At 71.0% G+C, this 26,130-nt stretch carries 28 protein-coding genes and 1 riboswitch; of the genes, 15 read left to right on the top strand and 13 right to left on the bottom strand.

Features of this window, described 5'->3' with window-relative positions; genetic code table 11:
- Positions 1 to 12: 12 nt before the first annotated feature.
- Together OHT57_RS13805 and OHT57_RS13800 are read left to right on the top strand one after the other, a co-directional pair.
- The gene (locus OHT57_RS13805; RefSeq protein WP_328746667.1) at positions 13 to 966 is read left to right on the top strand and encodes an ROK family glucokinase; all 954 of its coding nucleotides are present in this window, start codon (positions 13 to 15) and stop codon (positions 964 to 966) included.
- Positions 967 to 1,114: 148 nt separating this feature from the next.
- On the top strand, positions 1,115 to 1,822 hold the full coding sequence (locus OHT57_RS13800) for an endonuclease/exonuclease/phosphatase family protein (RefSeq protein ID WP_328746666.1): 708 nt from the start codon (positions 1,115 to 1,117) through the stop codon (positions 1,820 to 1,822).
- A gap of 19 nt (positions 1,823 to 1,841) precedes the next feature.
- On the opposite strand, the gene OHT57_RS13795 is transcribed toward OHT57_RS13800, so the two are convergent.
- Both OHT57_RS13795 and OHT57_RS13790 read right to left on the bottom strand, forming a co-directional pair.
- Positions 1,842 to 2,441, bottom strand: coding sequence for a hypothetical protein (locus OHT57_RS13795; RefSeq protein WP_328746665.1), 600 nt, complete (start codon positions 2,439 to 2,441; stop codon positions 1,842 to 1,844).
- A complete protein-coding gene (locus OHT57_RS13790; RefSeq protein ID WP_328746664.1) occupies positions 2,434 to 3,213 on the bottom strand; it encodes an alpha/beta hydrolase in 780 nt (259 codons plus the stop codon). Before OHT57_RS13790 ends, OHT57_RS13795 begins: the two co-directional genes overlap by 8 nt.
- A 144-nt stretch (positions 3,214 to 3,357) precedes the next feature.
- Here OHT57_RS13790 and OHT57_RS13785 point away from each other — a divergent pair, with 144 nt between their 5' ends.
- The 4 genes from OHT57_RS13785 to OHT57_RS13770 are packed head-to-tail and all read left to right on the top strand — an operon-like array spanning position 3,358 to position 7,144.
- Positions 3,358 to 4,125 carry a lysophospholipid acyltransferase family protein gene (locus OHT57_RS13785; protein WP_328746663.1) on the top strand — a complete coding sequence of 256 codons (768 nt, stop codon included), beginning with the start codon at positions 3,358 to 3,360 and terminating at the stop codon, positions 4,123 to 4,125.
- A 39-nt stretch (positions 4,126 to 4,164) separates the two neighbouring features.
- Positions 4,165 to 5,391, top strand: a complete 1,227-nt coding sequence (gene macS, locus OHT57_RS13780) for a MacS family sensor histidine kinase (RefSeq protein WP_328746662.1) — start codon at positions 4,165 to 4,167, stop codon at positions 5,389 to 5,391.
- Positions 5,388 to 6,062 carry a response regulator transcription factor gene (locus OHT57_RS13775; RefSeq protein WP_328746661.1) on the top strand — a complete coding sequence of 225 codons (675 nt, stop codon included), beginning with the start codon at positions 5,388 to 5,390 and terminating at the stop codon, positions 6,060 to 6,062. Before macS ends, OHT57_RS13775 begins: the two co-directional genes overlap by 4 nt.
- 53 nt (positions 6,063 to 6,115) lie before the next feature.
- Positions 6,116 to 7,144, top strand: coding sequence for a 6-phosphofructokinase (locus tag OHT57_RS13770; protein WP_328746660.1), 1,029 nt, complete (start codon positions 6,116 to 6,118; stop codon positions 7,142 to 7,144).
- A 57-nt stretch (positions 7,145 to 7,201) separates the two neighbouring features.
- On the opposite strand, the gene OHT57_RS13765 is transcribed toward OHT57_RS13770, so the two are convergent.
- The gene (locus tag OHT57_RS13765) at positions 7,202 to 9,076 is read right to left on the bottom strand and encodes an anthranilate synthase family protein (protein WP_328746659.1); all 1,875 of its coding nucleotides are present in this window, start codon (positions 9,074 to 9,076) and stop codon (positions 7,202 to 7,204) included.
- Positions 9,077 to 9,175: 99 nt separating this feature from the next.
- A complete protein-coding gene (locus OHT57_RS47440) occupies positions 9,176 to 9,232 on the bottom strand; it encodes a trp operon leader peptide (RefSeq protein WP_082319877.1) in 57 nt (18 codons plus the stop codon).
- A gap of 96 nt (positions 9,233 to 9,328) precedes the next feature.
- Between OHT57_RS47440 and OHT57_RS13760 the strand changes: the two genes are divergently transcribed.
- Together OHT57_RS13760 and OHT57_RS13755 are read left to right on the top strand one after the other, a co-directional pair.
- Entirely contained in the window at positions 9,329 to 10,681 is a 1,353-nt protein-coding gene (locus OHT57_RS13760; RefSeq protein ID WP_328746658.1) for a class II 3-deoxy-7-phosphoheptulonate synthase, read from the top strand.
- Positions 10,682 to 10,834: 153 nt separating this feature from the next.
- Positions 10,835 to 11,077, top strand: coding sequence for a (2Fe-2S)-binding protein (locus OHT57_RS13755; protein WP_328746657.1), 243 nt, complete (start codon positions 10,835 to 10,837; stop codon positions 11,075 to 11,077).
- Here the strand turns inward: OHT57_RS13755 and bfr are convergent.
- Positions 11,074 to 11,553 (bottom strand): bacterioferritin, encoded by a 480-nt coding sequence (gene bfr / locus OHT57_RS13750; RefSeq protein ID WP_007381448.1) that lies wholly within the window; start codon positions 11,551 to 11,553, stop codon positions 11,074 to 11,076. The two genes, OHT57_RS13755 and bfr, sit on opposite strands and share 4 nt — an antisense overlap.
- A 177-nt stretch (positions 11,554 to 11,730) precedes the next feature.
- On the opposite strand from bfr, the gene OHT57_RS13745 reads away from it, so the two are divergent.
- Positions 11,731 to 12,363: a sulfite oxidase-like oxidoreductase gene (locus OHT57_RS13745; protein WP_328746656.1), complete on the top strand. Its 633-nt coding sequence runs from the start codon at positions 11,731 to 11,733 to the stop codon at positions 12,361 to 12,363.
- A gap of 28 nt (positions 12,364 to 12,391) precedes the next feature.
- Here the strand turns inward: OHT57_RS13745 and OHT57_RS13740 are convergent, their stop codons facing one another.
- The 6 genes from OHT57_RS13740 to thiO all read right to left on the bottom strand — a co-directional run bounded on the left by OHT57_RS13740 (position 12,392) and on the right by thiO (position 18,349).
- The gene (locus OHT57_RS13740) at positions 12,392 to 12,895 is read right to left on the bottom strand and encodes a DUF4396 domain-containing protein (RefSeq protein WP_328746655.1); all 504 of its coding nucleotides are present in this window, start codon (positions 12,893 to 12,895) and stop codon (positions 12,392 to 12,394) included.
- A gap of 75 nt (positions 12,896 to 12,970) precedes the next feature.
- Positions 12,971 to 13,834, bottom strand: coding sequence for a deoxyribonuclease IV (locus OHT57_RS13735; RefSeq protein WP_328746654.1), 864 nt, complete (start codon positions 13,832 to 13,834; stop codon positions 12,971 to 12,973).
- A 75-nt stretch (positions 13,835 to 13,909) separates the two neighbouring features.
- Positions 13,910 to 15,841, bottom strand: a complete 1,932-nt coding sequence (gene pknB / locus OHT57_RS13730) for a Stk1 family PASTA domain-containing Ser/Thr kinase (protein WP_328746653.1) — start codon at positions 15,839 to 15,841, stop codon at positions 13,910 to 13,912.
- 352 nt (positions 15,842 to 16,193) lie between these two features.
- On the bottom strand, positions 16,194 to 16,991 hold the full coding sequence (locus OHT57_RS13725; RefSeq protein ID WP_328746652.1) for a thiazole synthase: 798 nt from the start codon (positions 16,989 to 16,991) through the stop codon (positions 16,194 to 16,196).
- 3 nt (positions 16,992 to 16,994) lie between these two features.
- Positions 16,995 to 17,195, bottom strand: coding sequence for a sulfur carrier protein ThiS (gene thiS / locus OHT57_RS13720; protein ID WP_328746651.1), 201 nt, complete (start codon positions 17,193 to 17,195; stop codon positions 16,995 to 16,997).
- A complete protein-coding gene (gene thiO / locus OHT57_RS13715) occupies positions 17,192 to 18,349 on the bottom strand; it encodes a glycine oxidase ThiO (RefSeq protein ID WP_328746650.1) in 1,158 nt (385 codons plus the stop codon). The genes thiS and thiO overlap by 4 nt, the downstream gene beginning before the upstream one ends.
- Positions 18,347 to 18,458: riboswitch (TPP riboswitch) on the bottom strand. Its footprint overlaps the gene before it by 3 nt.
- Positions 18,459 to 18,510: 52 nt before the next feature.
- Between thiO and OHT57_RS13710 the strand changes: the two genes are divergently transcribed.
- The 6 genes from OHT57_RS13710 (at position 18,511) to OHT57_RS13685 (ending at position 23,742) form a co-directional block, all read left to right on the top strand.
- Positions 18,511 to 18,882, top strand: a complete 372-nt coding sequence (locus OHT57_RS13710) for a hypothetical protein (protein ID WP_328746649.1) — start codon at positions 18,511 to 18,513, stop codon at positions 18,880 to 18,882.
- Between the two features lie 32 nt (positions 18,883 to 18,914).
- The gene (locus tag OHT57_RS13705; protein WP_328746648.1) at positions 18,915 to 20,135 is read left to right on the top strand and encodes an NAD(P)/FAD-dependent oxidoreductase; all 1,221 of its coding nucleotides are present in this window, start codon (positions 18,915 to 18,917) and stop codon (positions 20,133 to 20,135) included.
- Between the two features lie 396 nt (positions 20,136 to 20,531).
- On the top strand, positions 20,532 to 20,903 hold the full coding sequence (locus tag OHT57_RS13700) for an Rv2175c family DNA-binding protein (protein ID WP_328746647.1): 372 nt from the start codon (positions 20,532 to 20,534) through the stop codon (positions 20,901 to 20,903).
- Positions 20,904 to 20,997: 94 nt separating this feature from the next.
- The gene (gene thiE, locus OHT57_RS13695) at positions 20,998 to 21,648 is read left to right on the top strand and encodes a thiamine phosphate synthase (protein WP_328746646.1); all 651 of its coding nucleotides are present in this window, start codon (positions 20,998 to 21,000) and stop codon (positions 21,646 to 21,648) included.
- 130 nt (positions 21,649 to 21,778) lie between these two features.
- On the top strand, positions 21,779 to 22,702 hold the full coding sequence (metF, locus tag OHT57_RS13690; protein ID WP_328746645.1) for a methylenetetrahydrofolate reductase [NAD(P)H]: 924 nt from the start codon (positions 21,779 to 21,781) through the stop codon (positions 22,700 to 22,702).
- A gap of 56 nt (positions 22,703 to 22,758) precedes the next feature.
- Positions 22,759 to 23,742, top strand: a complete 984-nt coding sequence (locus OHT57_RS13685) for an SCO2102 family sporulation regulator (protein WP_328746644.1) — start codon at positions 22,759 to 22,761, stop codon at positions 23,740 to 23,742.
- 12 nt (positions 23,743 to 23,754) lie between these two features.
- Here OHT57_RS13685 and OHT57_RS13680 read toward each other — a convergent pair whose 3' ends face one another.
- Entirely contained in the window at positions 23,755 to 25,257 is a 1,503-nt protein-coding gene (locus OHT57_RS13680; protein WP_328746643.1) for a phytoene desaturase family protein, read from the bottom strand.
- Between the two features lie 45 nt (positions 25,258 to 25,302).
- On the bottom strand, positions 25,303 to 25,917 hold the full coding sequence (locus tag OHT57_RS13675) for a DUF4126 domain-containing protein (protein WP_328746642.1): 615 nt from the start codon (positions 25,915 to 25,917) through the stop codon (positions 25,303 to 25,305).
- Positions 25,918 to 26,130: the final 213 nt, after the last annotated feature.

Raw genomic sequence — 26,130 nt, 5'->3', positions numbered from 1 at the left:
ACTGAGGGATTCATGGGACTCACCATCGGCGTCGATATCGGCGGCACGAAGATCGCGGCCGGCGTGGTCGACGAGGAAGGCAACATCCTCTCGACCCATAAAGTGCCGACCCCGGGAACGCCCGAGGGCATCGTGGACGCCATCGCCTCGGCGGTGGAGGGCGCGCGCGCCGGGCACGAGATCGTCGGCGTGGGCATCGGCGCCGCCGGTTACGTCAACCGCCAGCGCTCCGAGGTCTACTTCGCGCCCAACATCCTCTGGCGCAACGAGCCGCTGAAGGAGAAGGTCGAGGCCCGTGTCGGCCTCCCGGTCGTGGTGGAGAACGACGCCAACGCGGCCGCGTGGGGCGAGTACAAGTTCGGCGCGGGCAAGGGCCACCGCAACGTCATCTGCATCACGCTCGGCACCGGCCTCGGCGGCGGCATCATCATCGGCAACAAGCTGCGCCGCGGCCACTTCGGTGTGGCGGCCGAGTTCGGTCACATCCGCATGGTCCCGGACGGCCTCCTGTGCGGCTGCGGCTCGCAGGGCTGCTGGGAGCAGTACGCGTCGGGGCGGGCGCTGGTGAGGTACGCCAAGCAGCGTGCCAACGCCACCCCCGAGAACGCGGAGATCCTGCTGGGTCTGGGCGACGGCAGCCCCGACGGCATCGAGGGCAAGCACATCTCCATGGCCGCCCGTCAGGGCGACCCGGTGGCCGTCGACTCCTACCGTGAGCTCGCCCGCTGGGCAGGCGCCGGACTCGCCGACCTCGCCTCCCTGTTCGACCCCTCCGCCTTCATCGTCGGCGGCGGTCTCTCCGACGAGGGCGAACTGGTCCTCGACCCGATCCGCAAGTCCTACAAGCGCTGGCTGGTCGGCGGCAACTGGCGCCCGGTGGCCGACGTCATCGCGGCCCAACTGGGCAATGAGGCGGGCCTGGTGGGCGCGGCGGACCTGGCGAGAGAGCCGGACCCGATCATGTGACTTTCAAGGGCAGGGTGACTGTACCCACCCAGGGGCGCGGGGCCCCGTATAAACATGCGGCTCCGCCGCGTGGGCGCGACCAGCCACGATGCACCGGCAGTCGCACACGATCCTCGCGCCCCGAGTCATCGGGCGTAAATTGATCCACATGGTTCTGGTCAAGGTCCTGAGCTACAACATCCGCTCGATGCGAGACGACACAGCCGCACTGGCCCGCGTCATCAAGGTCTGCGAGCCAGATCTCGTACTGATCCAAGAAGCCCCCCGCTTCTTCCGCTGGCGCAAGAAGCTGGCACGGCTCGCGTCGGCCTCAGGACTGGTCGTCCTCACCGGCGGCGGAAGCGCGGCGGGACCGGCGATCCTGTGCAACCTCCGCGCCACCGCCGAGCGCACCGAGGACGTCCTCCTCCCCCTCGTGCACGGCCAGCACCGACGGGGCTTCGCCACCGCGGTCGTCCGCGTCAAAGGCGCCAGGCTGGGCGTACTGAGCTGCCATCTCTCCCTGCAGAAGGACGAGCGGTACGACCAGGCAGGCATGCTCCTCGACCGGCTGGCCGGCATGGGCGTGGACCATGCCGTCGCGGGCGGTGACCTCAACGACCGCCCGGGCGGCTCCGCCTTCGAGCGCATCGCCGCCAACCTCCAGGACTGCTGGGCGATGAGCCCCCGCGGCGGCGAACACACCTGGACCCGCACCGATCCGCCCCGGCGCATCGACGCGATCTTCGCCACGAAGGACATCGAGGTGCTCGGCTGCGGAGTCCCCACGGACGTCCCGGGAGTGACCGGGACAGACCTGAGGGCGGCCACCGACCATCTCCCGGTCCTGGCCACCCTCAGAATTCCCGCGAACTGAGCGGAACGGTTGTTCAGAGCTAGACGACGGCCCCGCGCCCGGGGCCGTCCTCGTCCTCTTCGTCGGTCCGCATCCGCGTCACCAGCGTGACGAAGCCGCCGAGGAAGCCACCGATCCCCACCGTGGCCAGCCACCACGTCATCTCCCAGCCGAGCAGTACCGCGACCAGCAGGACGAGCGGCCCGCCCAGCACCCCCAGCCACGCGAACTTCGCGGTGGTGTCGGCGGCCGGCAGCGGCGGCGGCTCCGGCGGGACGAAGTGCCCCTCGTCGTCCTCCTCGAAGTCGTCCTCGGACGCGTCCGGGGCGTTGTAGTCGCGGGGCCCGACGCCGGGTGCGAAGGAGACGGAACCGCCCAGCGGCTTCGCCGACTTCTCGTCCTTCTTCGGCTCGTCCTTCTTCGGCGTCGCCGCCGTCGCCGTCGGCTCGTCGTTCGTCCCGGTCTCCAGCAGCGCGAGATCCTCGACCGACTTGAACGGCTTCGTGCCCGGCGGGTCCGGCGGCTCGTCGCCGTACCCGGCGACGATGGCCGCCCACGCGGCACGCTCGTCGAAGGGGACGCCCTGCTCGTCCGGCTCGTGACCCTCGCGGTCCTCGCGCTCGGAGTCGTGCTCAGCCACGTGCGGCCGTCCCTTCGCTGCCGATGCCGGTGGTGTGCCGGCCGATGAACGCGAGGCTCTCGTCGAAAATCCGCTCCGCATCATGGTCCAACGTCGCCACGTGGTAGCTCTGTTCCAGCACGATCTCAGTTACGTCCGTCGATGACACCCGGCTCAGCACACGCGCGGAATCGGCCGGCGGCACCACATGGTCCTGGGCGCTGCGCAGCACCAGCAGCGGCTGGGTGACCTGCGGCAGCTCGCCGTCGACCTGCCGGAAGAAGGTCCGCAGGGAGTGCGCCGCGTGCAGCGGCACCTTGTCGTACCCCAGTTCGACACTGCCCTCCTTGGCGATGTCGCTGGCGATCCCGGGCGCCGTACGGACGAAGTGCCGCGCCACCGGAAGGGCGTAGGGCGCGAGGCCGTGCATGCGGTTCGCCGGGTTGACGACCACGACACCGCGCACCGTGTCCCCGTGCTTGGCGGCCAGTCGGAGGGCCAGGGTGCCGCCCATGGACAGACCTGCCACGAACACGGAGGTGCAGCGCTCGCTGAGGGCGCGCAGCTCACGGTCCACCTCGGCGTACCAGTCCTGCCAGCCGGTCAGTGCCATGTCCTGCCAGCGCGTGCCGTGCCCGGGCAGCAGCGGCAGCGAGACCGTGAGGCCGTGCTCGGCGAGGTGCTGGGCCCAGGGCCGCAGCGACTGAGGGGAACCGGTGAAACCGTGACAGAGAAGGACACCGGCCTCCCCGCCCTCATGGCGGAACGGCTCGGCTCCGGGGAGGACCGGCACCTAGGTCTCCTGTTCATGAAAGAAGCATCAGCAAGTCCAGGTGAGGTTCACCGTACGCGACCGCACTGACACCGACCAGGGCCGTCGGGCTGTTTGCCAGGTCCCCGGGTTAAGGTCTGATCCACGGAAACAGGAGGCACTCGGTTGTTGTACGGCACGATGAAGGTCGCCATCGGCGGGCCGCTGAAGGTCGCCTTCAGGCCCTGGGTGGAAGGCCTCGAGAACATTCCCGCCGAGGGCCCGGCCATCCTGGCGAGCAACCACCTGTCCTTCTCCGACTCCTTCTTCCTGCCCGCGGTCCTCGACCGCAAGGTCACCTTCATCGCGAAGGCCGAGTACTTCACGACACCCGGAGTGAAGGGCCGCCTGACGGCCGCCTTCTTCAAGGGCGTCGGCCAGCTCCCGGTGGACCGCTCCGGCGCGCGCGGCGCGGGCGAAGCGGCCGTCAAGAGCGGGGTCGACGTCCTGGAGCGCGGCGAACTCTTCGGCATCTACCCCGAGGGCACGCGCTCGCCCGACGGCCGCCTCTACCGCGGCAAGCCCGGCGGCCTCGCGCGCGTGGCGCTCGCCAGCCGTGCCCCGGTCATCCCGGTCGCCATGATCGACACCGAGAAGATCCAGCCTCCCGGCAAGGTGATGCCCAAGCTGATGCGCCCGGGCATTCGCATCGGGGAGCCGCTGGACTTCAGCCGCTACCAGGGCATGGAGCACGACCGTTTCGTCCTGCGCGCGCTGACCGACGAGGTCATGTACGAGATCATGAAGCTCTCCGGCCAGGAGTACGTCGACATCTACGCGACCGCCGCCAAGCGGCGGATCTTGGAAGCGGCCAAGGCCGAGAAGGCAGCCAAGGCCGACAAGACGGCTCTTGTGAAGGCCGAGAAGGACAAGCCCGGTACCACCGCGTCCTAGGATCCTGGGACAGGGCGGTCCGGGCCGGGGGTGGGGGAGATGGCCAAACAAGTACGCGTCATGCGCATGTCGGTCGAGCAGCCGCTGTGGCGTGCGCTGACCGGGTACCGGGTGCTCACCATGCTGTACGCGGTCGGCCTCTTCGCCACCGCGTACGACGAGTTCGACCGGCCCGGCATCGCCATCACCTACTACGTCGTCCTGTGCGTGTGGACGCTCGCCACGCTGCCCCGCGTCCAGAACGCGGCCGCGTGCACCAAGCGTTTCCTCGCCGTGGACCTCGCGATCGCGGTCACCGGGATCGTCCTGACCCCGCTGGTCGTCAACGATCACCACATCGACAGCGGTGGTCCCACCCTGCCGTCGATATGGACCGCCGGTTCCGTCCTGGCGTTCGCCATCAAGGGCGGCTGGCGCTGGGCCGCGCTCGCCTCCACGCCGGTCGCCGCCGCCAACCTGATCGAGCGCGGCCACCCGGCCCGCGACACCGTCCACAACGTGATCCTCGTCTGGGTCGCCTCCATCGCCATCGGCTACGTCGTCGAGGTCGCCCGCGCCTCCGAGCGCACCCTCGCCCGCGCCCTGGAGATCGAGGCGGCGACCCGGGAACGCGAGCGGCTGGCCCGGGACATCCACGACAGCGTCCTTCAGGTGCTGGCCATGGTGCAGCGCCGGGGCACGGTCATGGGCGGTGAGGCGGCCGAGCTGGGCCGGATGGCCGGTGAGCAGGAGGTGGCGCTGCGCACCCTGGTCTCCGGCGGCCTGACCTCGGTCTCCCGGATCTCGCGCGACGCGGCGCAGGGTGCGGTCGTCCACGTCGTCGACGACGAGCGGGACGATGACGAGCCGGGCGGCCCGCTCGACCTGCGGGCGCTGCTCGCCCCGTACGCCTCGGCGAAGGTCTCTCTCATCGAGCCCGGCGCCCCCGTCCCGCTGCCCCCGCCCGCCGCGCGGGAGCTGGCCGCGGCCGTCGGGGCCGCCCTGGACAACGTGCACCGGCACGCCGGTGAGTACGCGCGCGCGTGGATCCTCGTCGAGGACGAACCCGACGAGGTGATCGTGACCGTGCGGGACGACGGACCCGGCATCCCCGAGGGGCGGCTCGACCAGGCCGAGGGCGAGGGGCGGCTCGGGGTGGCCCAGTCGATCCGGGGCCGGCTGCGTGACCTCGGCGGCAGCGCCGAGCTGATCTCCCCTCCGGGGCAGGGCACGGAGGTCGAACTGAAAATACCGAAGGTCTCACGGGGTAAGGCAGGACAGCGATGAGCGACCAGGGTCCGATCAAGGTCATGGTGGTCGACGACCATCCCATGTGGCGCGACGCGGTCGCCCGGGACCTGGCCGAGGCCGGCTTCGACGTGGTCGCCACCGCGAGCGACGGCGACCAGGCCGTGCGCCGGGCCAGGGCCGCGGGCCCGGACGTGCTGGTGCTCGACCTGAACCTGCCCGTGAAGCCGGGCGTCCAGGTCTGCAAGGAACTCGTCGGCCACAACCCGGCGTTGCGTGTCCTCGTACTGTCGGCGAGCGGCGAGCACGCCGACGTACTGGAGGCCGTGAAGTCGGGCGCGACCGGCTATCTGCTGAAGTCGGCGTCGACCGAGGAACTCCTGGACGCGGTCCGCCGCACGGCCGTCGGCGACGCCGTCTTCACGCCCGGCCTCGCCGGTCTGGTCCTCGGCGAGTTCCGCCGGCTCGCCTCCGACCCCGCGCCCGCCTCCGACCCCGACCGGCCCAAGGCCCCGCAGCTCACCGAGCGCGAGACCGAGGTGCTGCGCCTGGTCGCCAAGGGCCTGAGCTACAAGCAGATCGCCGAACGCCTGGTCATCTCCCACCGCACCGTCCAGAACCACGTCCAGAACACCCTCGGCAAGCTGCAACTCCACAACCGGGTCGAGCTCGTCCGGTACGCCATCGAACGAGGCCTCGACGACGAGTGAGGCGCACGTCACACTGACCCTTCGTCAGGCACCTGCGGCGAAGGGAACTGTCCATGCGCGTCGGAGTACTGACCGGAGGCGGCGACTGCCCCGGCCTCAACGCCGTCATCCGGGCCATAGTCCGCAAGGGCGTTCAGGAGTACGGCTACGACTTCACCGGCTTCCGGGACGGCTGGCGCGGTCCGCTGGAGGACCGCACCGTACGTCTCGACATTCCGGCCGTCCGCGGCATCCTGCCCCGCGGCGGCACCATCCTCGGCTCCTCCCGCACCAATCCGCTGAAGCAGGAGGACGGCATCCGCCGGATCCAGGACAACCTGGCCGAGCGGGAGGTCGACGCGCTGATCGTGATCGGCGGCGAGGACACCCTCGGCGTCGCCGCGACCCTGTCCGACGAGCACGGCGTGCCCTGTGTCGGCGTACCGAAGACCATCGACAACGACCTCTCCGCCACCGACTACACCTTCGGCTTCGACACCGCGGTCGGCATCGCGACGGAGGCCATCGACCGCCTGCACACCACCGCCGAGTCCCATATGCGGGTCCTGGTCTGCGAGGTGATGGGCCGTCACGCCGGCTGGATCGCCCTGCACTCCGGCCTCGCGGGCGGCGCCAACGTCATCCTCATCCCCGAGCAGCGCTTCGACGTCGACCAGGTGTGCGCCTGGATCACGTCCCGCTTCAAGTCGTCGTACGCCCCGATCGTGGTCGTCGCCGAGGGCGCCATGCCGAGGGACGGTGACGTCGTCCTCAAGGACGAGTCGCTCGACTCCTTCGGACACGTGCGCCTGTCGGGGGTCGGCGAATGGCTGGCCAAGCAGATCGAGAAGCGCACCGGCAAGGAGGCCCGCACGACCGTGCTCGGGCACGTCCAGCGCGGCGGCACCCCCAGCGCCTTCGACCGCTGGCTCGCCACCCGCTTCGGCCTGCACGCCATCGACGCCGTCCGCGACGGCGACTTCGGCACGATGGTCGCCCTGCGCGGCACGGACATCGTCCGCGTCCCGATCGCGGAGGCGACCGCGCAGCTGAAGACGGTGGATCCGAAGCTGTACGAGGAAGTGGGGGTCTTCTTCGGCTGAACGGCGGGGGCGGGGTGGTGGGCCGCCGGTTCGGCCCACCATCCACGGACATCCTTCCTACCGGGCCGGCCGCCGCTCCGAGAACGTGCCCCGCAGCCGGCCCACCAGCTCCCGTACGACGGCGGCGCCGTTCAGGGTCAGGACCGACTCGGGGTGGAACTGCACGCCGGCGAAGCCGGGCCCGCGCACGGCATGGACCTCACCGTTGCCGGCCCGGCTGACCTCGATGCCTCGGGCGGCCAGTTCCTCGGCCGTCCCGTCGTCGCAGCGCGCCACGAAGCTGTTGTAGAAGCCGACGGTCTCCGGCCGCCCGAACAGATCGACCGTCACCTGCGCGCCCTGGTACGGCACTTCCTTCCGTACGATCTCCAGGCCCAGCTCGGCCGCGATCAGCTCGTGGCCCAGGCAGACGCCGAGGACGCCGTGCCGGTGCTCCCAGACGACGAGCGCGGTCAGGTCCCGCAGGAACCGCATCTTCGGGTCCCTCTCGTCGGCGGGGTCACCGGGGCCGGGACCCAGGACGACCGGACCCTCGTGCGCGAGGACCGCTTCCCTGAGACCGGGCTCGTCATACCGCCGTACCGTCACCTCCAGGCCGCTCGACCGCAGCACGTGCGCCAGCATCGCCGTGAAGGTGTCCTCCCCGTCGACGACGAAGGCGTGCCCGCTGAGCTCCTTGAGCGGTTCCTGCATCCGCAGCCAGAACGGCGCGAGGGAGGTGCGGCGCCCGTCGAGGGCGGCACGCACGCGTGGGTCGTCGGAGAGAGCCACGCGCGTGTGCTCCCCACGCGGCCGGGACGGTCGTACGCCGAGAGCCGCCAGCACCCCCGCCGCCTTCGCGTGGGTCTCGGCGACCTCGCTCGCCGGGTCCGAGCCGCGCACCAGGGTCGCGCCGACCGGGACCCGCAGCCGGCCGTCGGCGGCGATGTCGGCGGTGCGGATGAGGATGGGGGAGTCCAGGGTCTGCGCCCCGCCGGAATCCCGGCCGAGCAGGGCCAGCGCGCCCGCGTAGTAGCCGCGGCCGCCGACCTCGTGCCGCTCGATGACCCGGCAGGCGTTCTGCACCGGCGAACCGGTGACGGTCGCCGCGAACATGGTCTCCTTCAGGACCTCCCGCACGTCCAGCGAGGACCTGCCGCGCAGTTCGTACTCGGTGTGCGCGAGGTGCGCCATCTCCTTCAGCCGGGGTCCGATCACGACCCCGCCCATGTCGCCGACGGTGCACATCATCTTGAGTTCCTCGTCGACGACCATCGACAGCTCCTCGATCTCCTTGCCGTCAGCGAGGAAGTCGAGCAGGTGCTCGGGGGTCGGGCCCTCGGCGGGGTAGCGGTACGTCCCGCTGATCGGGTTCATGACGACGGTCCCGCCGGTCATCCGGACGTGCACCTCGGGGCTCGCGCCGACGAGTGTGCGCTCCCCGGTGTGGACGACGAAGGTCCAGTACGCGCCCCGTTCGCCTTCGAGGAGCCGCCGGAACAGGGCGAGGGCGTCGGCGCGGGAGAACCCCGGGATCTCGCCCTCGTACGTCCGCCTGATCACGAAGTTGGCGCCCTCGCCGCGCCCGATCTCCTCGTCCAGGACCCGCCCGACGATCCTCGCGTACTCCTCGTCGGCCACGTCGAAGCCGCCGTTCTCGACACGGACCTCGTGCGCGGGGAGCTGGGCCAGGGCCTCCTGGAGGGACAGCGAGTGCGTCTCCTCGGGTGTCAGCACCGCGAGCGGCGTCCCGTCGTCCCGCACATCGAAGCCGCGCTCGCGGATCTGGCGGAAGGGGACGAGCGCCAGGCCCTCGTCGGGGAGGTCGGCGAGACGGTCGTAGGAGGTGACGGGGCCGAGCAGCAGCTCCACCGTGTTCTCGTCATGCCCGGGCGTACGACGTCGGAGCAGGGCGAAAGGGCGATCGTCGTCCAGCAGCTGTGACAGGTTCATGGTTCCTCAACCCTCGATGTCGATGCAGGTGAGGAACGACCCCGGAAACGCCGAAGGCCGCCCCTCGGGCGGCCTTCGCGAAGTCTTGCGTACGCGCAGTCAGTGGGCCGCCGGATGAGCGGTCCACCACCAGGTCTGGATCGAATGCGCGAACATGGGACGCACCATACCCCAGGTCCGTACCGGGCGACGCGTGTCTCATTTCCTGGGCATGGCACGGGAGCCATGACACGACCCCGTAATGTTGACGTCGTGACCGTGAACGCTAAGACCAGCGCCAGCGCTGGCAACACCTGGCGAGACCTGCCCGCGGCGCAGCAGCCCGAGTACCCCGACACCGAGGCTCTGCGCGCAGTGATCGCGGACCTCGAGTCGTATCCGCCGCTCGTCTTCGCGGGCGAGTGCGACCAGCTGCGCGCCCGGTTGGCGGCCGTCGCCAAGGGAGAGGCGTTCCTGCTCCAGGGCGGCGACTGCGCCGAGGCCTTCGACGGCGTGTCCGCAGATCAGATCCGCAACAAGCTGAAGACGCTGCTCCAGATGGGCGCCGTGCTGACGTACGCCGCCTCGGTGCCGGTCGTCAAGGTCGGCCGCATCGCCGGCCAGTACTCCAAGCCGCGTTCCAAGGGCACCGAGACCCGCGACGGCGTGACCCTGCCGACGTACCGCGGCGACTCGGTCAACGGCTTCGACTTCGACGAGAAGTCCCGCATCCCGGACCCCGAGCGCCTGAAGCGGATGTACAACGCGTCCGCCTCCACGCTCAATCTGGTCCGCGCCTTCACCACCGGCGGCTACGCCGACCTGCGTCAGGTGCACGCCTGGAACCAGGACTTCGTGAAGTCGTCCCCCTCCGGCCAGCGTTACGAGCAGCTGGCCAGGGAGATCGACCAGGCGCTGAACTTCATGCGGGCCTGCGGGACCGACCCGGAGGAGTTCAAGACCGTCGAGTTCTACTCCTCGCACGAGGCGCTGCTGCTGGACTACGAGTCGGCCCTCACCCGCGTGGACTCGCGCTCGGGGCAGCTGTACGACGTCTCCGCGCACATGGTGTGGGTCGGTGAGCGCACCCGGCAGCTGGACCACGCGCACATCGAGTTCGCCTCGCAGATCCGCAACCCGATCGGCATCAAGCTCGGCCCGACGACCACGGCCGAGGAGGCGCTCCAGTACATCGAGCGTCTGGACCCCGACCGCGAGCCGGGCCGGCTGACCTTCATCGTCCGCATGGGCGCCGACAAGGTCCGCGACAAGCTGCCCGAGCTGGTCGAGAAGGTCTCCGCCTCCGGCGCGACCGTGGCCTGGATCACCGACCCGATGCACGGCAACACCTACGAGGCGGCCTCCGGCCACAAGACCCGCCGTTTCGACGACGTGCTCGACGAGGTCAAGGGCTTCTTCGAGGTGCACAAGGGCCTCGGCACCCACCCGGGCGGCATCCACGTCGAGCTCACCGGTGACGACGTCACCGAGTGCGTGGGCGGCGGCGACGAGATCTTCGTCGACGATCTGCACCAGCGCTACGAGACGGCCTGCGACCCGCGGCTCAACCGCAGCCAGTCCCTCGACCTGGCCTTCCTCGTGGCGGAGATGTACAGGGACCAGTGACCGGGGCACCTGTTACAGGAGCATGAAGTGGGGCGTGGATCACATACGATCCACGCCCCGCACCACTTTTGCGGCCCCTGAGCGCCGGGTAAGGTTAGGTTAGCCTCACCGATTTAATCGGGACGGGCGCGACTTATCGATCCAGGCCGGGAGGTGGACCGCGTGTACATCTGCAGTTGCTTCGGCGTCACCGAACAGCAGGTCAAGAAGCACGCGGCGGACGGTGCCTGCACCCCTCGCCAGATAGCGTCCGCCTGCAAGGCGGGTACCGACTGCGGATCGTGCGTACGCCGGATCCAGGCTCTCCTGGGCAGGGGTGCGTGCCCCCGGCCCGACCTGGCCGACCAGGGCCGGCCGGTCCTCGCCGGCGTCACCGAACTCGAAGAGGCCGCCTAGCTCTCCGGCTGCTCGATCAGCTGCGCGATGTAGAGCGCCTCGCCGAGCTTCTCCAGAAGCTCCAGCTGCGTGTCGAGATAGTCGATGTGGTGCTCCTCGTCCGCGAGGATCGACTCGAAGATGTTCGCCGACGTGATGTCGCCCTTGGCGCGCATGACCTCGATACCGCGCTTGAGGCGGTCGATGGCCTCGACCTCGACCTGCCGGTCGGCCTCGAACATCTCCTTGACGGTCTGGCCCACGCGCACGTGGAACAGCCGCTGGTAGTTCGGCAGACCCTCCAGGAAGAGGATGCGGTCGGTGAGCACCTCGGCGTGCTTCATCTCGTCGAACGACTCGTGCCGCGTGTACTTCGCGAGCTTCGTCCAGCCGAAGTTCTCCTGCATCTTCGCGTGCAGGAAGTACTGGTTGATCGCGGTGAGCTCGCCCGTGAGCTGCTCGTTGAGGAATTCGATGACCTCGGGGTCGCCCTGCATCGCAGAGGCTCCTTCCGACCGTGGGGAACTGGCAGATTGCGCCGCATCCTTGCATCGGCGAAGAAGATCGTCCAGTAAGTCTCCACTTAGTAAGTAAGGGCATGCTTAGTCCAGTCTGTGGTGCATTGGGTAGTGGCTGGTCGGGTGCATCGCCTCTGGTCTGTCAGGATGGAAGGCATGGGGCAGCCGGTGGAGAGCGAGAGTGGAGCAGCGGCGCACTCCGAGCTTCCGCCGGGGCAGCGGATCCAGCGCGGCTGGCCCGTCACGCACTACGGTCCGGTTCCCAGGTTCCGCCCGGAGCGCTGGGAGTTCGGGGTCTTCGGTGCCACCGCGGACGGCGAGAAGTACTCCTGGAACCATGAGGAGTTCGCGGATCTGCCGTACGCCACCGTTGTGGGCGATCTGCACTGCGTGACGAAGTTCAGTATGCTCGGCAGCGAATGGGGCGGAGTCCCCACGCGGACGGTCCTGGAGATCGCTCCGCCCGCGCCCACGGTCACCCATGTGATGGTCTGGGCCGAGTACGGCTTCAGCTCCAACCTCCGCCTCGCCGACTTCGCGTCCGAGCGCGCGATCTTCGCCACCCACAAGGACGGGGAGCTGCTGACCGCGGAACACGGCTTCCCGCTCCGGCTCGTCGTCCCCCATCTGTACGCCTGGAAGGGCCCCAAATGGGTCCGCGGCGTGGAGTACATGACCGCCGACCGCCGGGGCTTCTGGGAGGAGCGCGGCTACCACAACGTCGGCGACCCCTGGAAGGAACAGCGGTACTCGTACCAGGAGGAGCCCGGGGACGGGCCCGAGCTCTGACTCCCGGTTCCCCGACTCCCGGCGTACGTCAGTGGTGGTACTGGTGCACCACCGCGTGGCCCTTGCCCCGGCCGATCGTCCACTTGTTGACCGGCGTCGTGATCACGAAGGCGACGGCCAGGGAGATCGCCAGCGTCGCCCAGAACAGCAGGTCGCCCAGTCCGGCGTCCATCGCGCCCGGCCACAGCACGATCACTCCGTTGTCGACCAGTTCCATCACGGCGATGGACAGCGTGTCCGCTGCCAGCGCCACCCGGACCGCCGTCCGCAGGCCGACGCCCGCCTTCAGGACGCCGCGCAGGGTCAGTGAGTAACCGAAGAGGAACGCGAGCACGATCGCCAGGACGGTGGTGGGCAGGTTGCCCCAGCCCAGCGCGGTACCGACCACCATGCCGAGCACCTCGCCGATGGCGCAGCCGGTGAGGCAGTGAAGGGTGGCCTGGACGGCGGTGGCCCAGGTCGCGGTGGATGGCGCCATGTCGTGGTGGTGCGTCTCGTCCTGTTCGTGGTGTGTGTGCGCCTCGTGCTCCATGGAAGCCCCCAATAGCGGATGACGGTTCCTGCCAGTGCGGGAACCATATACCCCCCAGGGGTATTCCTCGACGTCTCAGTCGTCCCGGAGTTTCTTCAGCCGCTCCACGTCCGCCGCGTGACCCTCCTTGCCACCGGGCGTCTCGATGACCAGGGGTACCCCCTCGGTGGCGGGGTGGGTCATCAGCGCGCGGAACGGGTCCTCGCCGATGTGGCCGGAGCCGATGTTCTCGTGGCGGTCCTTGTGTGCGCCGACCACGTCCTTGGAGTCGTTGGCGTGGATCAGCTTCAGCCGGCCCTCGCCCACCGTGTCCACCAGCAGATCGAGCGTCTGGTGCATCCCGCTCGGGCCGGTCAGGTCGTGCCCGGCGGCGAAGATGTGGCAGGTGTCCAGACAGACGCCCAGCTTCGGGTGGGCGTCCAGCGCCTCGAAGTACGGGCCGAAGTCCCAGGTCCGCGAGCAGAGCGAGGCCCCCTGGCCCGCGGTGGACTCCAGGAGCAGATACGGGTCGTCGTCGTGGGTGAGCTCGTCGAGCAGCGGCAGCAGGTACTCGCGGACCTGCTTCAACGCCACGGAGCGGTCCCGGCCGCCGGTTGCGCTGCCGGTGTGCACGACGACGCCGAGGGCACCGATCTCACGCCCGCGCCTGAGGGAGTGCCGCAGCGACTCCACCGACTTCTCCGCCGTCGCCTCGGTGTGCGAGCCGAAGTTGATCAGGTACGGGGCGTGGACATACGCCGGGATCGACTCCTCGGCGCAGGCCTCGCGGAACGCCTCGTCCTGGCGGGGGTTGCCGGGAGGTGCGGCCCAGCCGCGTGGGTTGGCGACGAAGACCTGCACGGTTTCGGCGGCGAGGTCACGGGCGTAGGACAGGCCCACGGAGTTCAGACCGCCGGCCACGGGGACATGGCCGCCGACGGGGTTGCGCTGAGTTGTCACCGGTCAAGGGTGCCATTGCCCGCGGCGCCGGTACGGCTCGGGTGGACCTGGGGGCCCGGGGCCGTATCGGCATCGTCAGCGGATGGTGATCGTGATCGACGACCCCTTCGGCGCCGTGTCCCCGCCCTCCACGGACTGCTTCTTCACGGTGTCGCCGAACAGACCGAGCAGACCCCGGTCCTCGTCGACCTGGAAGCCCTTGGCCTCCAGCTCAGCCTTCGCGTCGTCGACGCTGTCGCCGGTGACGTCCGGGACCTCGACCATTTCGGGGCCCTTGGAGATCGTCAGCGTGACGGTGTCGCCGTCGGCCGCCTGGCTGCCCTCGCCGGGGCTCTGCCGGGCGACCTGGCCCGCGTCGTCCTCGGAGTTGACCCGGGTGGCGGCGACCTTCACCTTCAGGCCTGCCTCCGCCAGGTCGGCCTTCGCGTCCTCCAGGTTCTCGCCGGTGACGTCCGGGACGTCGACCGGGGCGCCCTTGCTGACGGTGAGTGCGATCGCGGAGCCGGCATGCAGCGTGGTGCCGTCGTCGGGGTCCGTGCTGATCACGAAGCCCTTCGGGACGTCGTCGCTGAACTCCCGGGTGACCATGCCCGGTTGGAGCCCCTCGGTCCGCAACCGGGCTTTCGCCGTGCCCAGTGCGTCGCCCTGAACATCGGGCACCTTCACGGTCTGCGGGCCCTTGGAGATGGTGATCGACACGGAGTCGTTGTTCCGTATCCGGACACCCACCCCCGGGTCGGTTCTGATGACGGTGCCGCGCTTCACGGTGTCGCTGTAGGCGTAGGTGACCTTCCCGGTCTCCAGTCCGGCCCCGTCCAGGCGGTCCCGGGCCTGTGCCTCGGTCTTCGCCAGCAGGGTCGGGACCCGGGTGAACTGGCCGGAGTTGATGTACCAGACACCCGCCCCGAGGCCCAGGGCCAGCAGGACCGCGGCGACGATCAGGAGCGGGCCGCGCCGTGAGCTGCCGGACGATCGTCCGCGCCGGGGCGGCAGGGGCGGAGGGCTCTCCAGGCGGCTGGTGCGGTGGTACCGCGGCTCGTCCTCGTTGACCGGCAGCGGGCGCGGGACGGTCAGGGTGCGCGGGATCACGCTCGTGCGGTTCTCGGCGCCCGCGTAGTCCGCGGCGAGCGCCTGCGGCGGCACCGCGTCCAGCTGGTCGGTGCTCAGCCTGCTGTGCGCCTCGCGGGTCTGCGCGAGCAGCGCCACCGCGTCGTACGGCCGCAGGTCCGGGGTGCGGGCGGTGGCCGACACGACCAGCTCGTCCAGTTCGTACGGCAGTCCCGGGACCACGGCCGAGGGCGGCGGGACGTCCTCGTGGAGGTGCTTGTACAGCACTATGGCGGGGGATTCGCCGGAGTGCGGAAGGTCGCCGGTCAGCATCTCGTACAGGACGACACCGCACGCGTACACGTCGACGCGGGCGTCGGCGGTGCCGGGCTGCTCGATCTGCTCGGGCGAGAGGTACGAGACCGTGCCGAGGACGGTTCCGGTGGTGCTCGTCACTGTGTTCACGGACCGCACCAGCCCGAAGTCGGCGACCTTGACCCGGCCGTCATCCCCTATCAGGACGTTCTCCGGCTTCATGTCCCGGTGCACGAACCCGGCGCGGTGGGCGGCGCCCAGGGCGGCGAGGACCGGCTCCAGGATGTCGAGGGCGGCGCGCGGCTGCAGCGCCCCGCGCTCGCGAAGTACGTCCCGCAGCGTGCAGCCGGCGATGTACTCCATGGCGAGGTAGACGTACGACCCGTCGGTGCCCTGGTCGAAGACCTGCACGACGTTGGGGTGGGCGAGCCGGGCGACGGACTTGGCCTCACGGATGAAACGCTCGACGAAGACGCCGTCCGCCGCGAGCGCGGGGTGCATCACCTTGAGGGCGAGCACCCGGTCCAGACGGGTGTCCACGGCCCGGTAGACCGTGGCCATCCCGCCGACCGCGATGCGCGCGTCCACGCGATAGCGGCCGTCGAGCACCTGCCCGACCAACGGGTCCTGAAGGGTCGTATCCACGCAGGCGAGTGTACGAGCCGCCGCTGACAGTCCATCCGGTTCGGGCGGGATAGGGGTGGTACTGCAGCCGTCCTGTGACGCAGATCGCACGGATCGCCTCCGCCGCTGCGGCGACCGTTCGGCTGCGGCCGGGTGGGGGCCGGCCGCGCAGTTCCCCGCGCCCCCGGGTGGGCGTAGTGGCGGCCGTTTGGGCAGGTGAGGCGGTGTTCGGTCGGCGGTTGCGGGTGGGGGCTGGTGGTGCGGTTGCGGGTGCCCGCCGGCGTGCGTAGTGGCGGGCGGTAGGGCCGGGGTGAGGCGGTGTTCGGTCGGCGGCGGTGAGCGAGAGCCGGGGTCGGTCGGCACCCGTGCCCGATTACCGGAAAGCAGGCCGTTCGGGGTCCAGCGCGGCCAGGCCCTCTGCCGGAGACGACGCCTCCGCGAAGTGCCGCCGGGGGATCCGGCCCGCCCGGAACGCGAGACGCCCCGCCTCCACCGCGTGCCGCATCGCGTGAGCCATCAGCTCCGGCTCCCGCGCCCGCGTCACCGCTGAGGCGAGCATCACACCCGCGCATCCCAGCTCCATCGCCAGCGCGGCGTCGGACGCGGTGCCCGCCCCCGCGTCGAGGATCACCGGCACGCGCGCGTGCTCGACGATCAGCTGGAAGTTGTGCGGGTTGCGGATGCCGAGGCCCGAGCCGATCGGCGAGCCGAGCGGCATGATCGCCGCGCAGCCCACGTCCTCCAGCTTGCGGGCCAGCACAGGGTCGTCGTTCGTGTACGGCAGCACCGTGAAGCCGTCGTCGACCAGGACCTCCGCCGCGTCCAGCAACTCGATGGGATCGGGGAGCAGCGTCCGCTCGTCGGCGATGACCTCCAGCTTGATCAGATCGGTGCCGAGCGCCTCGCGCGCGAGGCGGGCCGTCAGAACGGCCTCCCCGGCGGTGAAACAGCCCGCCGTGTTGGGCAGGACCCGGATGCCGAGCCTGGTGAGGACGGACAGCACGGAACCGTGCACCGAGGGGTTCACGCGCCGCATCGCGACCGTGGTCAGCTCGGTGCCGGAGGCGACCAGCGCCCGCTCCAGCACGTCCGGGCTGGGCGCCCCGCCGGTGCCCATGATCAGCCGGGACGAGAAGGACGTACCGCCGATGACAAAGGGATCGTCGGCCATGGGTCAGCCTCCTTGGACGGCGGTGAGGACTTCCACGCGGTCGCCCTCGGCGAGGGACGTCGAGGCCCACTGCGCGCGCGGGACGACGGTCTCGTTGAGCGCGGCGGCGACTCCGGAGGGTGCCGGGGCCAGCGCCCCCACGACGGTGTCGAGGGCCGTGCCGGGGGCGCACTCCCGCGGCTCCCCGTTGACGGAGATGTTCATGCCGGCTGCTCCACGAGATTCAGGAAACGCCTCGGGGTGAACGGGCGGGCCACCTCCGGCAGTTCACCGGTCGTCAGGACGTGCGCCATCGCGTCCCCGGTGACCGGCGTCAGCAGTACGCCGTTGCGGTAGTGCCCCGTGGCCAGCAGGAGGCCGGGCAGTTCCGTCGGACCGAGCAGCGGGGCGTTGTCCGGTGAGCCCGGGCGCAGTCCCGCGCGGGTCTCCGTCAACGGCAGCTCGGTGATCCCGGGGACCAGTTCGTGGGCGTCCCGCAGCAGCTCGTACACGCCGCCCGCGGTGACCGTCGTGTCCCAGCCCAGTTCCTCGCTGGTCGCGCCGACCACCAGCTCGCCGTTCTCCCGGGGCACCAGGTAGACCTGGCTGCCGCGCACGACGGCCCGCACGGTACGGCTCAGGAAGGGCGCGTACCGCGGGGGCACGGTCAGTCGCAGCACCTGCCCCTTCACGGGCCGCACGGGAGGCAGTACGTCGTCCGGGACGCCCGTCAGGCGTCCGCTGAGACTCCCGGCGGCGAGCACCACCTGCCCCGCGTCCAGTTCGGCGCCGTCGGTCGTGGTGATCCCGGTGGCCCGGTCCCGTACGACACGAAGGTGTGCGGCCCACGCGCGGTGGAACACCACGCCCGCCCCTTCGCACGCGGCCAGCAACGCGCGCGTGAGGCGCCTCGGATCGACCTGGTGGTCGCCGTCCACCCGCAGCCCGCCCCGCACCCCCGGCGCGAGCATCGGCTCCAGGCGTCGGCACTCCCGGCCGGACAGCCACTCCGACTCCAGCCCCGACTGCCGCTGCAGCGTGTGCAGTTCGCGCAGGTGGGCGCGGTCATCGGCGTCCAGGGCGACGGCGAGTGTGCCGCAGCGGCGGTAGCCGAGGTCGTGCCCGGTGAGGTCGGTGAGCTCGGCCGCGAAGTCGGGGTAGCGGCGGGCCGAGGCGAGGTTCAGGCTGAGCAGGGTCTGCTCGCCGTAGTGCAGTTCCGTGACGGCGGCCAGCATTCCTGCGGCCACCTGGGCGGCCCCGCCGCCCGGCTCCGGGTCCACGACGGTCGTGGTGAAACCGCGTTGCGCGGCCCGCCAGGCCGTGACCAGGCCGATGATTCCGCCCCCGACGACGAGGACGTCTGACGTACCTGAGGACATGGGCGTCCAGCCCCTCCCTTCGCCGGCATGACCCGGATCAGGTTCGTACGGTCGGAGGCCGCCAGCCTCCCTCTCAGCCCGGTGCGTCCGGGCTCCCGCGAGTGCTCTACGTTGGCCACCCTAGCCCTATGCTCCGCGCCTCAGTAAGGGAGCCTGCCGCCATGCCCCGCTCGCTGGACGGCCTCGTCCTCGCCCCGGTGGTCGACCAGGCCCCGGGGCAGGTGGGTACGCGGACCCGGTTCACGTACCACGAGCAGGACGGGGCGATCTGGGCGGATTACGCGGGCGGCGACGTCGTCCGCGGGCATCTGGTCGGCACCCGCGCGGGAGACCGTCTCGACTTCCGGTACGTGCAGCTCAAGCACGACGGAACGACGTCCTCCGGGCACTGTCTCTCGACGGTCGTCGAAGGCCCCGACGGCCGGGTGCGGTTGGAGGAGACGTGGGAGTGGGAGTCGCAGCCGGGCAGCGGGACGAGCGTGGTGGAACAGGTCGACGAGGTTGTGCAGCAGGTCACGGCGCACGCCCCCTGACTGACTGATTGTCAGTTGACTATGGTGATCAAATGAGCGAGCAGACGCAGGCGCAGGCGCAGCAGCGGGTGGTCGTGGTCGGTGCGGGCATGGCCGGCGTTCAGTCCGCGGTCGCTCTGCGTGAGCAGGGCTTCAAGGGCACCGTGACGGTGATCGGCGCGGAGCCCCATCAGCCCTACGACCGTCCGCCGCTGTCCAAGGCGGTCCTGCTCGGCAAGGCCGAGGGCTCCGCCTTCGACGTGGACTTCGAGGCCCTCGGCATCGAGCTGCTGCTCGGCCGCGAGGTCCTGGGCGTGCGCCCCGACGCGCACGAGCTGGACACCGAGGCCGGGACCGTGCCGTACGACGTCCTGGTCCTCGCCACCGGCGCCGAACCGGTCCGGCTGCCCGGCACGGAGGGCGTGCCCGGAGTGCATCTGCTGCGCACCCTGGACGACGCCGAGCGGCTGCGCCCGGTGCTCCGCCTGCAGCACGACATCGTGGTCGTCGGTGCGGGGTGGATCGGCGCCGAGTTCGCCACCGCCGCGCGTGAGTCGGGCTGCGCGGTGACGGTCGTGGAGGCCGCCGACCGGCCGCTCGCGGGCGCGCTGCCCGCCGAGGTGGCAGCGCCGATGGCCTCCTGGTACGCCGACGCGGGCGCCTCCCTTCGCACCCACACGCGTGTGGCGCGCGTCGAGCCCGGCGCGGTCGTCCTCGACGACGGTTCCCGGGTGGCGGCGGGCGCGGTCGTGGTCGGGATCGGCGCCCGGCCGGCCACGGCCTGGCTCGCCGGTTCCGGCATCGAGCTCGGCGCGCACGGCGAGGTGGTCGCCGACGAGCGGCTGCGCACGTCCGCGCCGGACGTCTACGCGGTCGGTGACTGCGCCTCCTTCCCTTCGTGGAGGTACGGCGAGCGCCTGCTGGTCCATCACTGGGACAACGCCCTTCAGGGCCCGCGCACGGTGGCCGCCGACATCCTGGGCGAGACCCCCACGGTCTACGACCCGGTCCCGTACTTCTGGTCCGAGCAGTTCGGCCGCTTCGTCCAGTACGCCGGCCACCACGCGTCCGCCGACGCGACCCTGTGGCGCGGCGAGCCGTCCGGCCCCGCCTGGACGGTGTGCTGGCTCCGGGAGAACCGCCTGGTCGCCCTCCTGGCGGTGGGCCGCCCGCGCGACCTGGCCCAGGGGCGCCGCCTGATCGAGGCAGGCACGGAAATGCGCCCGGAGCTGCTGGCGGACCCGGCGAGGCCCCTGAAGGCGGCGACGGCGTGAGCGACGGCGGTGCCACGTCGAGCCCGGCAGCACCCGGCCCCTGTGAACCCGCCGCCGACCCGGTCGCCGGCGCTGGTCCTTGCCCGAGTCGGGGCTCGGCGGCACGGCTGCCCACGCCCGGCTCACTGGCCGGGGGCGGCCCGCGAGTCGAGGTGAGGCTCGGCGGTACGCCTCGTTCGCCCGCCGGGGTGGCCCGCGCGCAGGCGAGTCGTCCAACGGCAGTGCTCGGCCGTGTCCGGTACCGCCCGGGCCCGGCGAACCACTGTCGGACAAGGTGTCGGCCGTCGCCCGAGGCGGCCCGGAACGGTCCGTCGGCGCCTGGTCGCGCACTCCTCGTTCGCCCGCCGGAGGCGCCCCGGCTTCCGACTGTCAGTGCGGGATGGCAGGCTTGATCCCGTGACCGAGATTGACGCAAAGACCGATGCACTCGTCCCTGCCTGGCTCACCCTCCCCGACATCGCGGAGCTGCTCGACATCGAGGTGACGCGTGTGCGGCAGCTGATGAAGGACGGCCAGTTCATCGCCGTACGCCGTGGTGAGAACCGCGCGCTGCACGTCCCCGCCGCCTTCATCGACGTGGCCGAGCAGAAGGTCGTCAAGGGCCTGGCCGGGACCTTGACGCTCCTGAGGGACGACGGCTTCTCCGACGAGGAGATGCTGGAGTGGCTCTTCACCCCTGACGAGAGCCTGCCCGGCACCCCCGCGCAGGCCCTGAGCGAGAATCGCGGTACGGAGGTGAAGCGCCGGGCCCAGGCGCTCGCCGTCTGATCCGAACCACACCGTCGTACGGGCCGTGACCGCCGAGGCCACGGCCACGGTCCCGCACGGCCCGTACACCGCCCGACCCGGGGGAGACACACGCATGCCCGACACCGCCCGCGACCAGCTGGCCGACGCCCGCGTCTACCTCTGCACGGACGCCCGCAGCCGCCAGGGCGACCTCGCCGAGTTCCTGGACGCGGTCCTGGCCGGCGGCGTCGACATCGTGCAGCTGCGGGACAAGGGCATGGAGGCGGCCGAGGAGCTGGAGCACCTGAAGGTCTTCGCCGACGCCTGCGCCCGGCACGGCAAGCTCCTCGCGGTCAACGACCGGGCCGACGTCGCCCACGCGGCCGGGGCCGGCGTACTCCACCTCGGCCAGGGTGATCTCCCCGTCCCCGCCGCCCGCGCGATCCTCGGCGACGGCATCCTCGTGGGCCGCTCCACGCACGCCGAGGCGGAGGCCGCCGCGGCCGCGGTCCAGGGCGGTGTCGACTACTTCTGCACCGGCCCCTGCTGGCCGACCCCCACCAAGCCCGGCCGGCACGCGCCCGGCCTCGACCTGGTCCGGTACACCGCCGCGCTCGGCACCGACCGCCCCTGGTTCGCCATCGGCGGCATCGACCTCGGCAACCTCGACGAGGTCCTGGAGGCCGGCGCCCGCAGGGTCGTGGTCGTCCGGGCGATCACCGAGGCGGACGACCCCGGTGCGGCAGCGGCGGAGTTCGCGAAGCGACTCCGACACCCGGTGTAGTCGCGCCGAGGGCCACCACGATCCCGCCGTATGTCCGAGGCGTGTCCGAAGGGTGGACAACAAGTCGACAAAACCGGCAAATTTCCCCGATTCGGTTGGGCGGCAGCTGCCCCCTGACTAACCTGCGGGTATGGCCTTCGGAACCGCATCCACCAGGACTGACCGCGCGCGCACCGTGCGTGACATGCTCGCCGCAGGCAAGACGACGTACTCCTTCGAGTTCTCGGCGCCGAAGACCCCCAAGGGTGAGCGGAACCTGTGGAGTGCGCTCAGGAGGGTCGAGGCGGTCGCCCCGGACTTCGTCTCCGTCACCTACGGTGCCGGTGGCTCCACCCGCGCGGGCACCGTCAAGGAGACCGAGCAGATCGTCGCGGACACCACCCTGACCCCGGTCGCCCACCTCACCGCGGTCAACCACTCCATCGCGGAACTGCGCAACATCATCGGCCAGTACGCCGACGCCGGGATCCGCAACATCCTGGCCGTGCGCGGCGACCCGCCCGGCGACCCCATGGGCGACTGGCTCGCACACCCGCGGGGGCTGACCTACGCCGCCGAACTCGTCCGGCTCATCAAGGAGTCGGGCGACTTCTGCGTCGGTGTCGCGGCCTTCCCGGAGATGCACCCGCGCTCCGCCGGATGGGACGCCGACGTCACGCACTTCGTCGACAAGTGCCGCGCCGGCGCCGACTACGCCATCACCCAGATGTTCTTCCAGCCGGAGTCCTATCTGCGGCTGCGTGACCGAGTCGACGCGGCGGGCTGCTCGACCCCCGTCATCCCCGAGATCATGCCCGTGACCAGCGTGCGGATGCTGGAGCGGCTCCCGCAGCTCAGCAACGCGATCATCCCCTCCGCCCTGGAAGAGCGGATCCTCACAGCCAAGGACGATCCGGCCGCTGTACGCTCGATCGGAATCGAGTTCGCCACGGAGTTCTGCGCACGTCTGCTGTCCGAGGGAGTGCCCGGACTGCACTTCATCACGCTGAACAACTCCACGGCGTCCCTGGAAATCTACGAAAACCTGGGCCTGCACCATCCACCGCAGGCCTAGACCGGCCGCACGGCCATACGACACACTGCGTAGCGGTCACTGGGAGAGGGGCGTACATGGGCTGGACGGTCCTCTACATCGCGTTCGGATTCGTCGCGCTGTGGCTGCTCGGCGAGGTACTGCTGCAGTACAAGGCACGACTGCGCTGGCGGGTGCTCGCCTTCGCAGGCTTCCTCGGCGTGGTCCTCGGCGTGCTGATCTCGCAGGTGATCGTCATCGGGCTCGGCGCGATCGCCTTCGCGGTCGGCCAGACCTACGTCACCCTGTCCTTCCGTCGCGGCTTCGAGCAGGGCTGGGCGGTCAACCCGCCGGCTGCGCTCGGTGGTCTGACCGGCGGCAAGAAGAGCCGCCGGGAGCGCGGCCGCGACGAGTCCGGCCTGGGGGTCTCCGACCCGGAGTCGGGTGACGCGGCCTACGGCGACGAGGCCGGATACGACCAGAGCCGGCCGGACAGCGTCGGCTACGGGCACGACGACGACTACGACCGCGACGACGTCTTCACCCCCGCGCGCTCCGCCGGCCCCACGGCCGCCGAGAGCGCCGCGGTCTACGAGCCCCAGCCCCTGCCCGACGACACCGGCTCCTACGGCGTGTACAGCGATCAGGCCTACGCCGGTGACCAGTCCTACGGGTCCGCGGACCAGGGCCAGGACCAGTACGCGGCGGCCGCCGCCGACCAGACGTACGGCTACGACGGCTACTCCGGCTACGACCAGCAGCAGTACGGCTACGACCAGGCCGGGCAGCAGCAGTACGCCGCCTACTCCGACCCGTACATCGGCACCCAGACCTACGGGGCGGGGTCGTACGACACCTCCTACGGCGGTCAGCAGCAGTTCGCCCCGCAGGACTACGGCCAGGACCAGTACGCCGGGTACGGCGGCGAGACCCCGGCCGGCGGCGTGTGGGTGCCGCAGCAGCGCACCGACGAGTACGGCGCCGAACTCCCGCAGGAGCAGCAGTACTACCAGGACAACGGTCAGGAGCAGAACCAGGGGCAGGGCCAGGGGAACGGGTACGACGAGCAGTACCGCTTCTGATCCCGCGGCTCCTCACTGAGAACCGCGGAACTCCGGCCCCTCCACGATCAGCCCGGCCACCAGCGCGCCCGACATCCCGGCGTGGGGGAGGCCCCCGCCGGGATGTGACCAGCCTCCGGCCGTGAACAGGCCCGGCATCGCTGTGCTGTTGGACGGGTGCAGGGTGCCTTCACCACCCGCCAGTGAGGGCGGCGGAACGGCACCGCCCTCGGCACCCGTCTCCCGCTCGGTGTGCACGGGCGTCCGCACCTCGCGCCACAGCACCCGCTCACGCAGCCCCGGCAGCGCCCGCTCCGCGGCGGCGACCATCTTGTCCGCGAAGGCGTCGACGACCGACGGCGTGGCCCAGTCGTGCCCGCGCCCGCACGGCACCGTCGCCGTCAGCACCACCGACTCGTGCTCCGCGTCGGGACGCAGGGCAGGGTCGTCCGGCCGGTCCACCCGCACGGTGGGTTCCGGCATCTCACCGTGCCGGAACAGGTCCAACTCGTCCCCGGGCTCGGGGCCGTACACCACCGTGCGGTGCACGGCGTGCGGGTCCCGCGCGCCCCGCAGCGCGAGGCACACCACCACCCGGCCCGGGTGCAGGTCCTCGCCGTCGGGAGGGACGTCCTTCGCGCCGTAGAGCTCGCGGCCCGGCACGAGCCCGCGCAGCCGCCAGGGCCCGGTGCCGACGACGGTGTCCGCCTCCGCGACCGTCCCGTCGGCGAACTCCACCCCCGCCGGGCGGCCGTCCTTCTCCAGAACGGCGGTCACCTCGGCGCCGAAGTGGAACTCGACCCTGCGCTGAACGCACCGCTCGTACACCGCGCGCGCCAACTCCCGCATGCCGCCGCGCACATACCAGGTCCCGAAGGCGTGCTCCATGTACGGCAGGATCGCCGCGCTCGCCGGAGCGGTACCGGGGTCGACGCCGTACGCGAGCGCGTGGCCGTCCAGCAGGGCCGCGAGGCGCGGGTCGCGCAGCTCCCACGCACCGATCTCGTACAGAGTGCAGGCGCGCCGGGTGCGCAGCCGCCGCTTGTGCGGCACCGCCGGATAGGGCTCGTCCATCAGCACCGGCCAGTTGGGCCACAGCGGCTCCTCCAGGAGCGGCCTGCGGGTACGGTCCCAGGCCTCGCGGGCCCGGATCAGGAAGTCGCCCCAGCGTCCGCCCGCGCCCGCGCCGAGGGCTTCGTCCAGAGCGGCGACCACGCCCGCGCGGGAGGCGTTCGGCAGGGACACCTCGGTTCCGTCCGTGAAGACATGCCGCGACGACGGGTCGACCTGGACCAGCTCGACGGCCGACTCCAGCGGCTCCTTGCCGGTCTTGACGAACAGATCGCGGTAGACCGCGGGCAGCGTGAGCAGCCCCGGTCCGGTGTCGAAGGCGAAGCCGTCCCGCTCGAAACGGCGCACCGCCCCGCCGTACGTCTCCGTACGCTCGTACACCGCCACCTGGTGGCCCGCGACGGCCAGCCGGGCAGCGGCTGCCATCGCGCCCATCCCGGCGCCGATCACCGCAATCCTTGCCATGCCTGCGACTTTATCGACCCCCACTGACACTCCGGCCACGCCCGGTCAGCCGGGTGGTCGTCCCGTCCGCGCCACGAGGCGTCTCTCCTCCCGGCGCTGGGCCCTGCGGCGCCGGAACCTGCGGATGCGGGAGATCAGGAAGAAGAGCACCGTCAGGCCGGCCACCAGCAGCACACCCGCGATGACCGCGGCCGCCTGCGGGTGGAACATCGCGAACGTGACGATGCCGCCGACGCCGAGATCCTCGGCCAGGCTCAGGACGATGTTGCTGAACGGCTCGGGGGAGGCGTTGACGGCCATCCTGGTGCCCGCCTTGACCGTATGGCTGGCCAGCGCCGTCGAACCGCCGATCAGGCCCGCCGCCACGTCGGAGAGCGAACCGCTCTGCCCGGCGAGCAGCGCCCCGACCCATGCGCCCGCGACCGGCCGGACCACGGTGTGCACCGTGTCCCACGCGGAGTCGACGTACGGGATCTTGTCGGCCACCGCCTCGCAGAGGAACAGCACGCCCGCCGCGACGAGGACCTCGGGGCGCTGAAGGGTCTCCGGGACGTCGTCGCTCAGCCCGGTCGCGCCGAACACGCCGAGCAGCAGCACCACCGCGTACGCGTTGACACCGCTGGCCCAGCCACTGGTGAACACCAAGGGGAGTACGGACACGGACGCGATCGTAACCAGTCGGCGACAAGGAGTCCTGGGGTTGAGTGCGGACGACTGAGTATCCGTACCTAGGGGGTGAGATGAGTACGCGCGCGGATGGGCTGCGGCCTGCGCGGACGAGAGAGTTGAGCCACGGCGAAGGGGAACGGCTCCGGCACCGGCGACACGGGGCGCCGGAACGGAGCCGCCCCGGATCCGCTCCTTCCGTCGGCC

Origin of the sequence: Streptomyces sp. NBC_00285 (assembly GCF_036174265.1) — a bacterium.
Taxonomy (GTDB): Bacteria; Actinomycetota; Actinomycetes; order Streptomycetales; family Streptomycetaceae; genus Streptomyces.
Note: the sequence above shows the minus strand (reverse complement) of the source record. Positions and strands in the feature narration are given on the sequence as shown.

Bases quoted from the DNA above. Each gene is read 5' to 3' on its own strand.
- OHT57_RS13805 (WP_328746667.1), top strand. From the start codon at position 13: ATGGGACTCACCATCGGCGTCGATATCGGCGGCACGAAGATCGCGGCC.
- OHT57_RS13800 (WP_328746666.1), top strand. From the start codon at position 1,115: ATGGTTCTGGTCAAGGTCCTGAGCTACAACATCCGCTCGATGCGAGAC.
- macS (WP_328746662.1), top strand. From the start codon at position 4,165: ATGGCCAAACAAGTACGCGTCATGCGCATGTCGGTCGAGCAGCCGCTG.
- OHT57_RS13775 (WP_328746661.1), top strand. From the start codon at position 5,388: ATGAGCGACCAGGGTCCGATCAAGGTCATGGTGGTCGACGACCATCCC.
- OHT57_RS13770 (WP_328746660.1), top strand. From the start codon at position 6,116: ATGCGCGTCGGAGTACTGACCGGAGGCGGCGACTGCCCCGGCCTCAAC.
- OHT57_RS13765 (WP_328746659.1), bottom strand. From the start codon at position 9,076: ATGAACCTGTCACAGCTGCTGGACGACGATCGCCCTTTCGCCCTGCTC.
- bfr (WP_007381448.1), bottom strand. From the start codon at position 11,553: ATGCAGGGCGACCCCGAGGTCATCGAATTCCTCAACGAGCAGCTCACG.
- OHT57_RS13745 (WP_328746656.1), top strand. From the start codon at position 11,731: ATGGGGCAGCCGGTGGAGAGCGAGAGTGGAGCAGCGGCGCACTCCGAG.
- OHT57_RS13740 (WP_328746655.1), bottom strand. From the start codon at position 12,895: ATGGAGCACGAGGCGCACACACACCACGAACAGGACGAGACGCACCAC.
- OHT57_RS13725 (WP_328746652.1), bottom strand. From the start codon at position 16,991: ATGGCCGACGATCCCTTTGTCATCGGCGGTACGTCCTTCTCGTCCCGG.
- thiS (WP_328746651.1), bottom strand. From the start codon at position 17,195: ATGAACATCTCCGTCAACGGGGAGCCGCGGGAGTGCGCCCCCGGCACG.
- thiO (WP_328746650.1), bottom strand. From the start codon at position 18,349: ATGTCCTCAGGTACGTCAGACGTCCTCGTCGTCGGGGGCGGAATCATC.
- OHT57_RS13710 (WP_328746649.1), top strand. From the start codon at position 18,511: ATGCCCCGCTCGCTGGACGGCCTCGTCCTCGCCCCGGTGGTCGACCAG.
- OHT57_RS13705 (WP_328746648.1), top strand. From the start codon at position 18,915: ATGAGCGAGCAGACGCAGGCGCAGGCGCAGCAGCGGGTGGTCGTGGTC.
- thiE (WP_328746646.1), top strand. From the start codon at position 20,998: ATGCCCGACACCGCCCGCGACCAGCTGGCCGACGCCCGCGTCTACCTC.
- metF (WP_328746645.1), top strand. From the start codon at position 21,779: ATGGCCTTCGGAACCGCATCCACCAGGACTGACCGCGCGCGCACCGTG.
- OHT57_RS13685 (WP_328746644.1), top strand. From the start codon at position 22,759: ATGGGCTGGACGGTCCTCTACATCGCGTTCGGATTCGTCGCGCTGTGG.
- OHT57_RS13680 (WP_328746643.1), bottom strand. From the start codon at position 25,257: ATGGCAAGGATTGCGGTGATCGGCGCCGGGATGGGCGCGATGGCAGCC.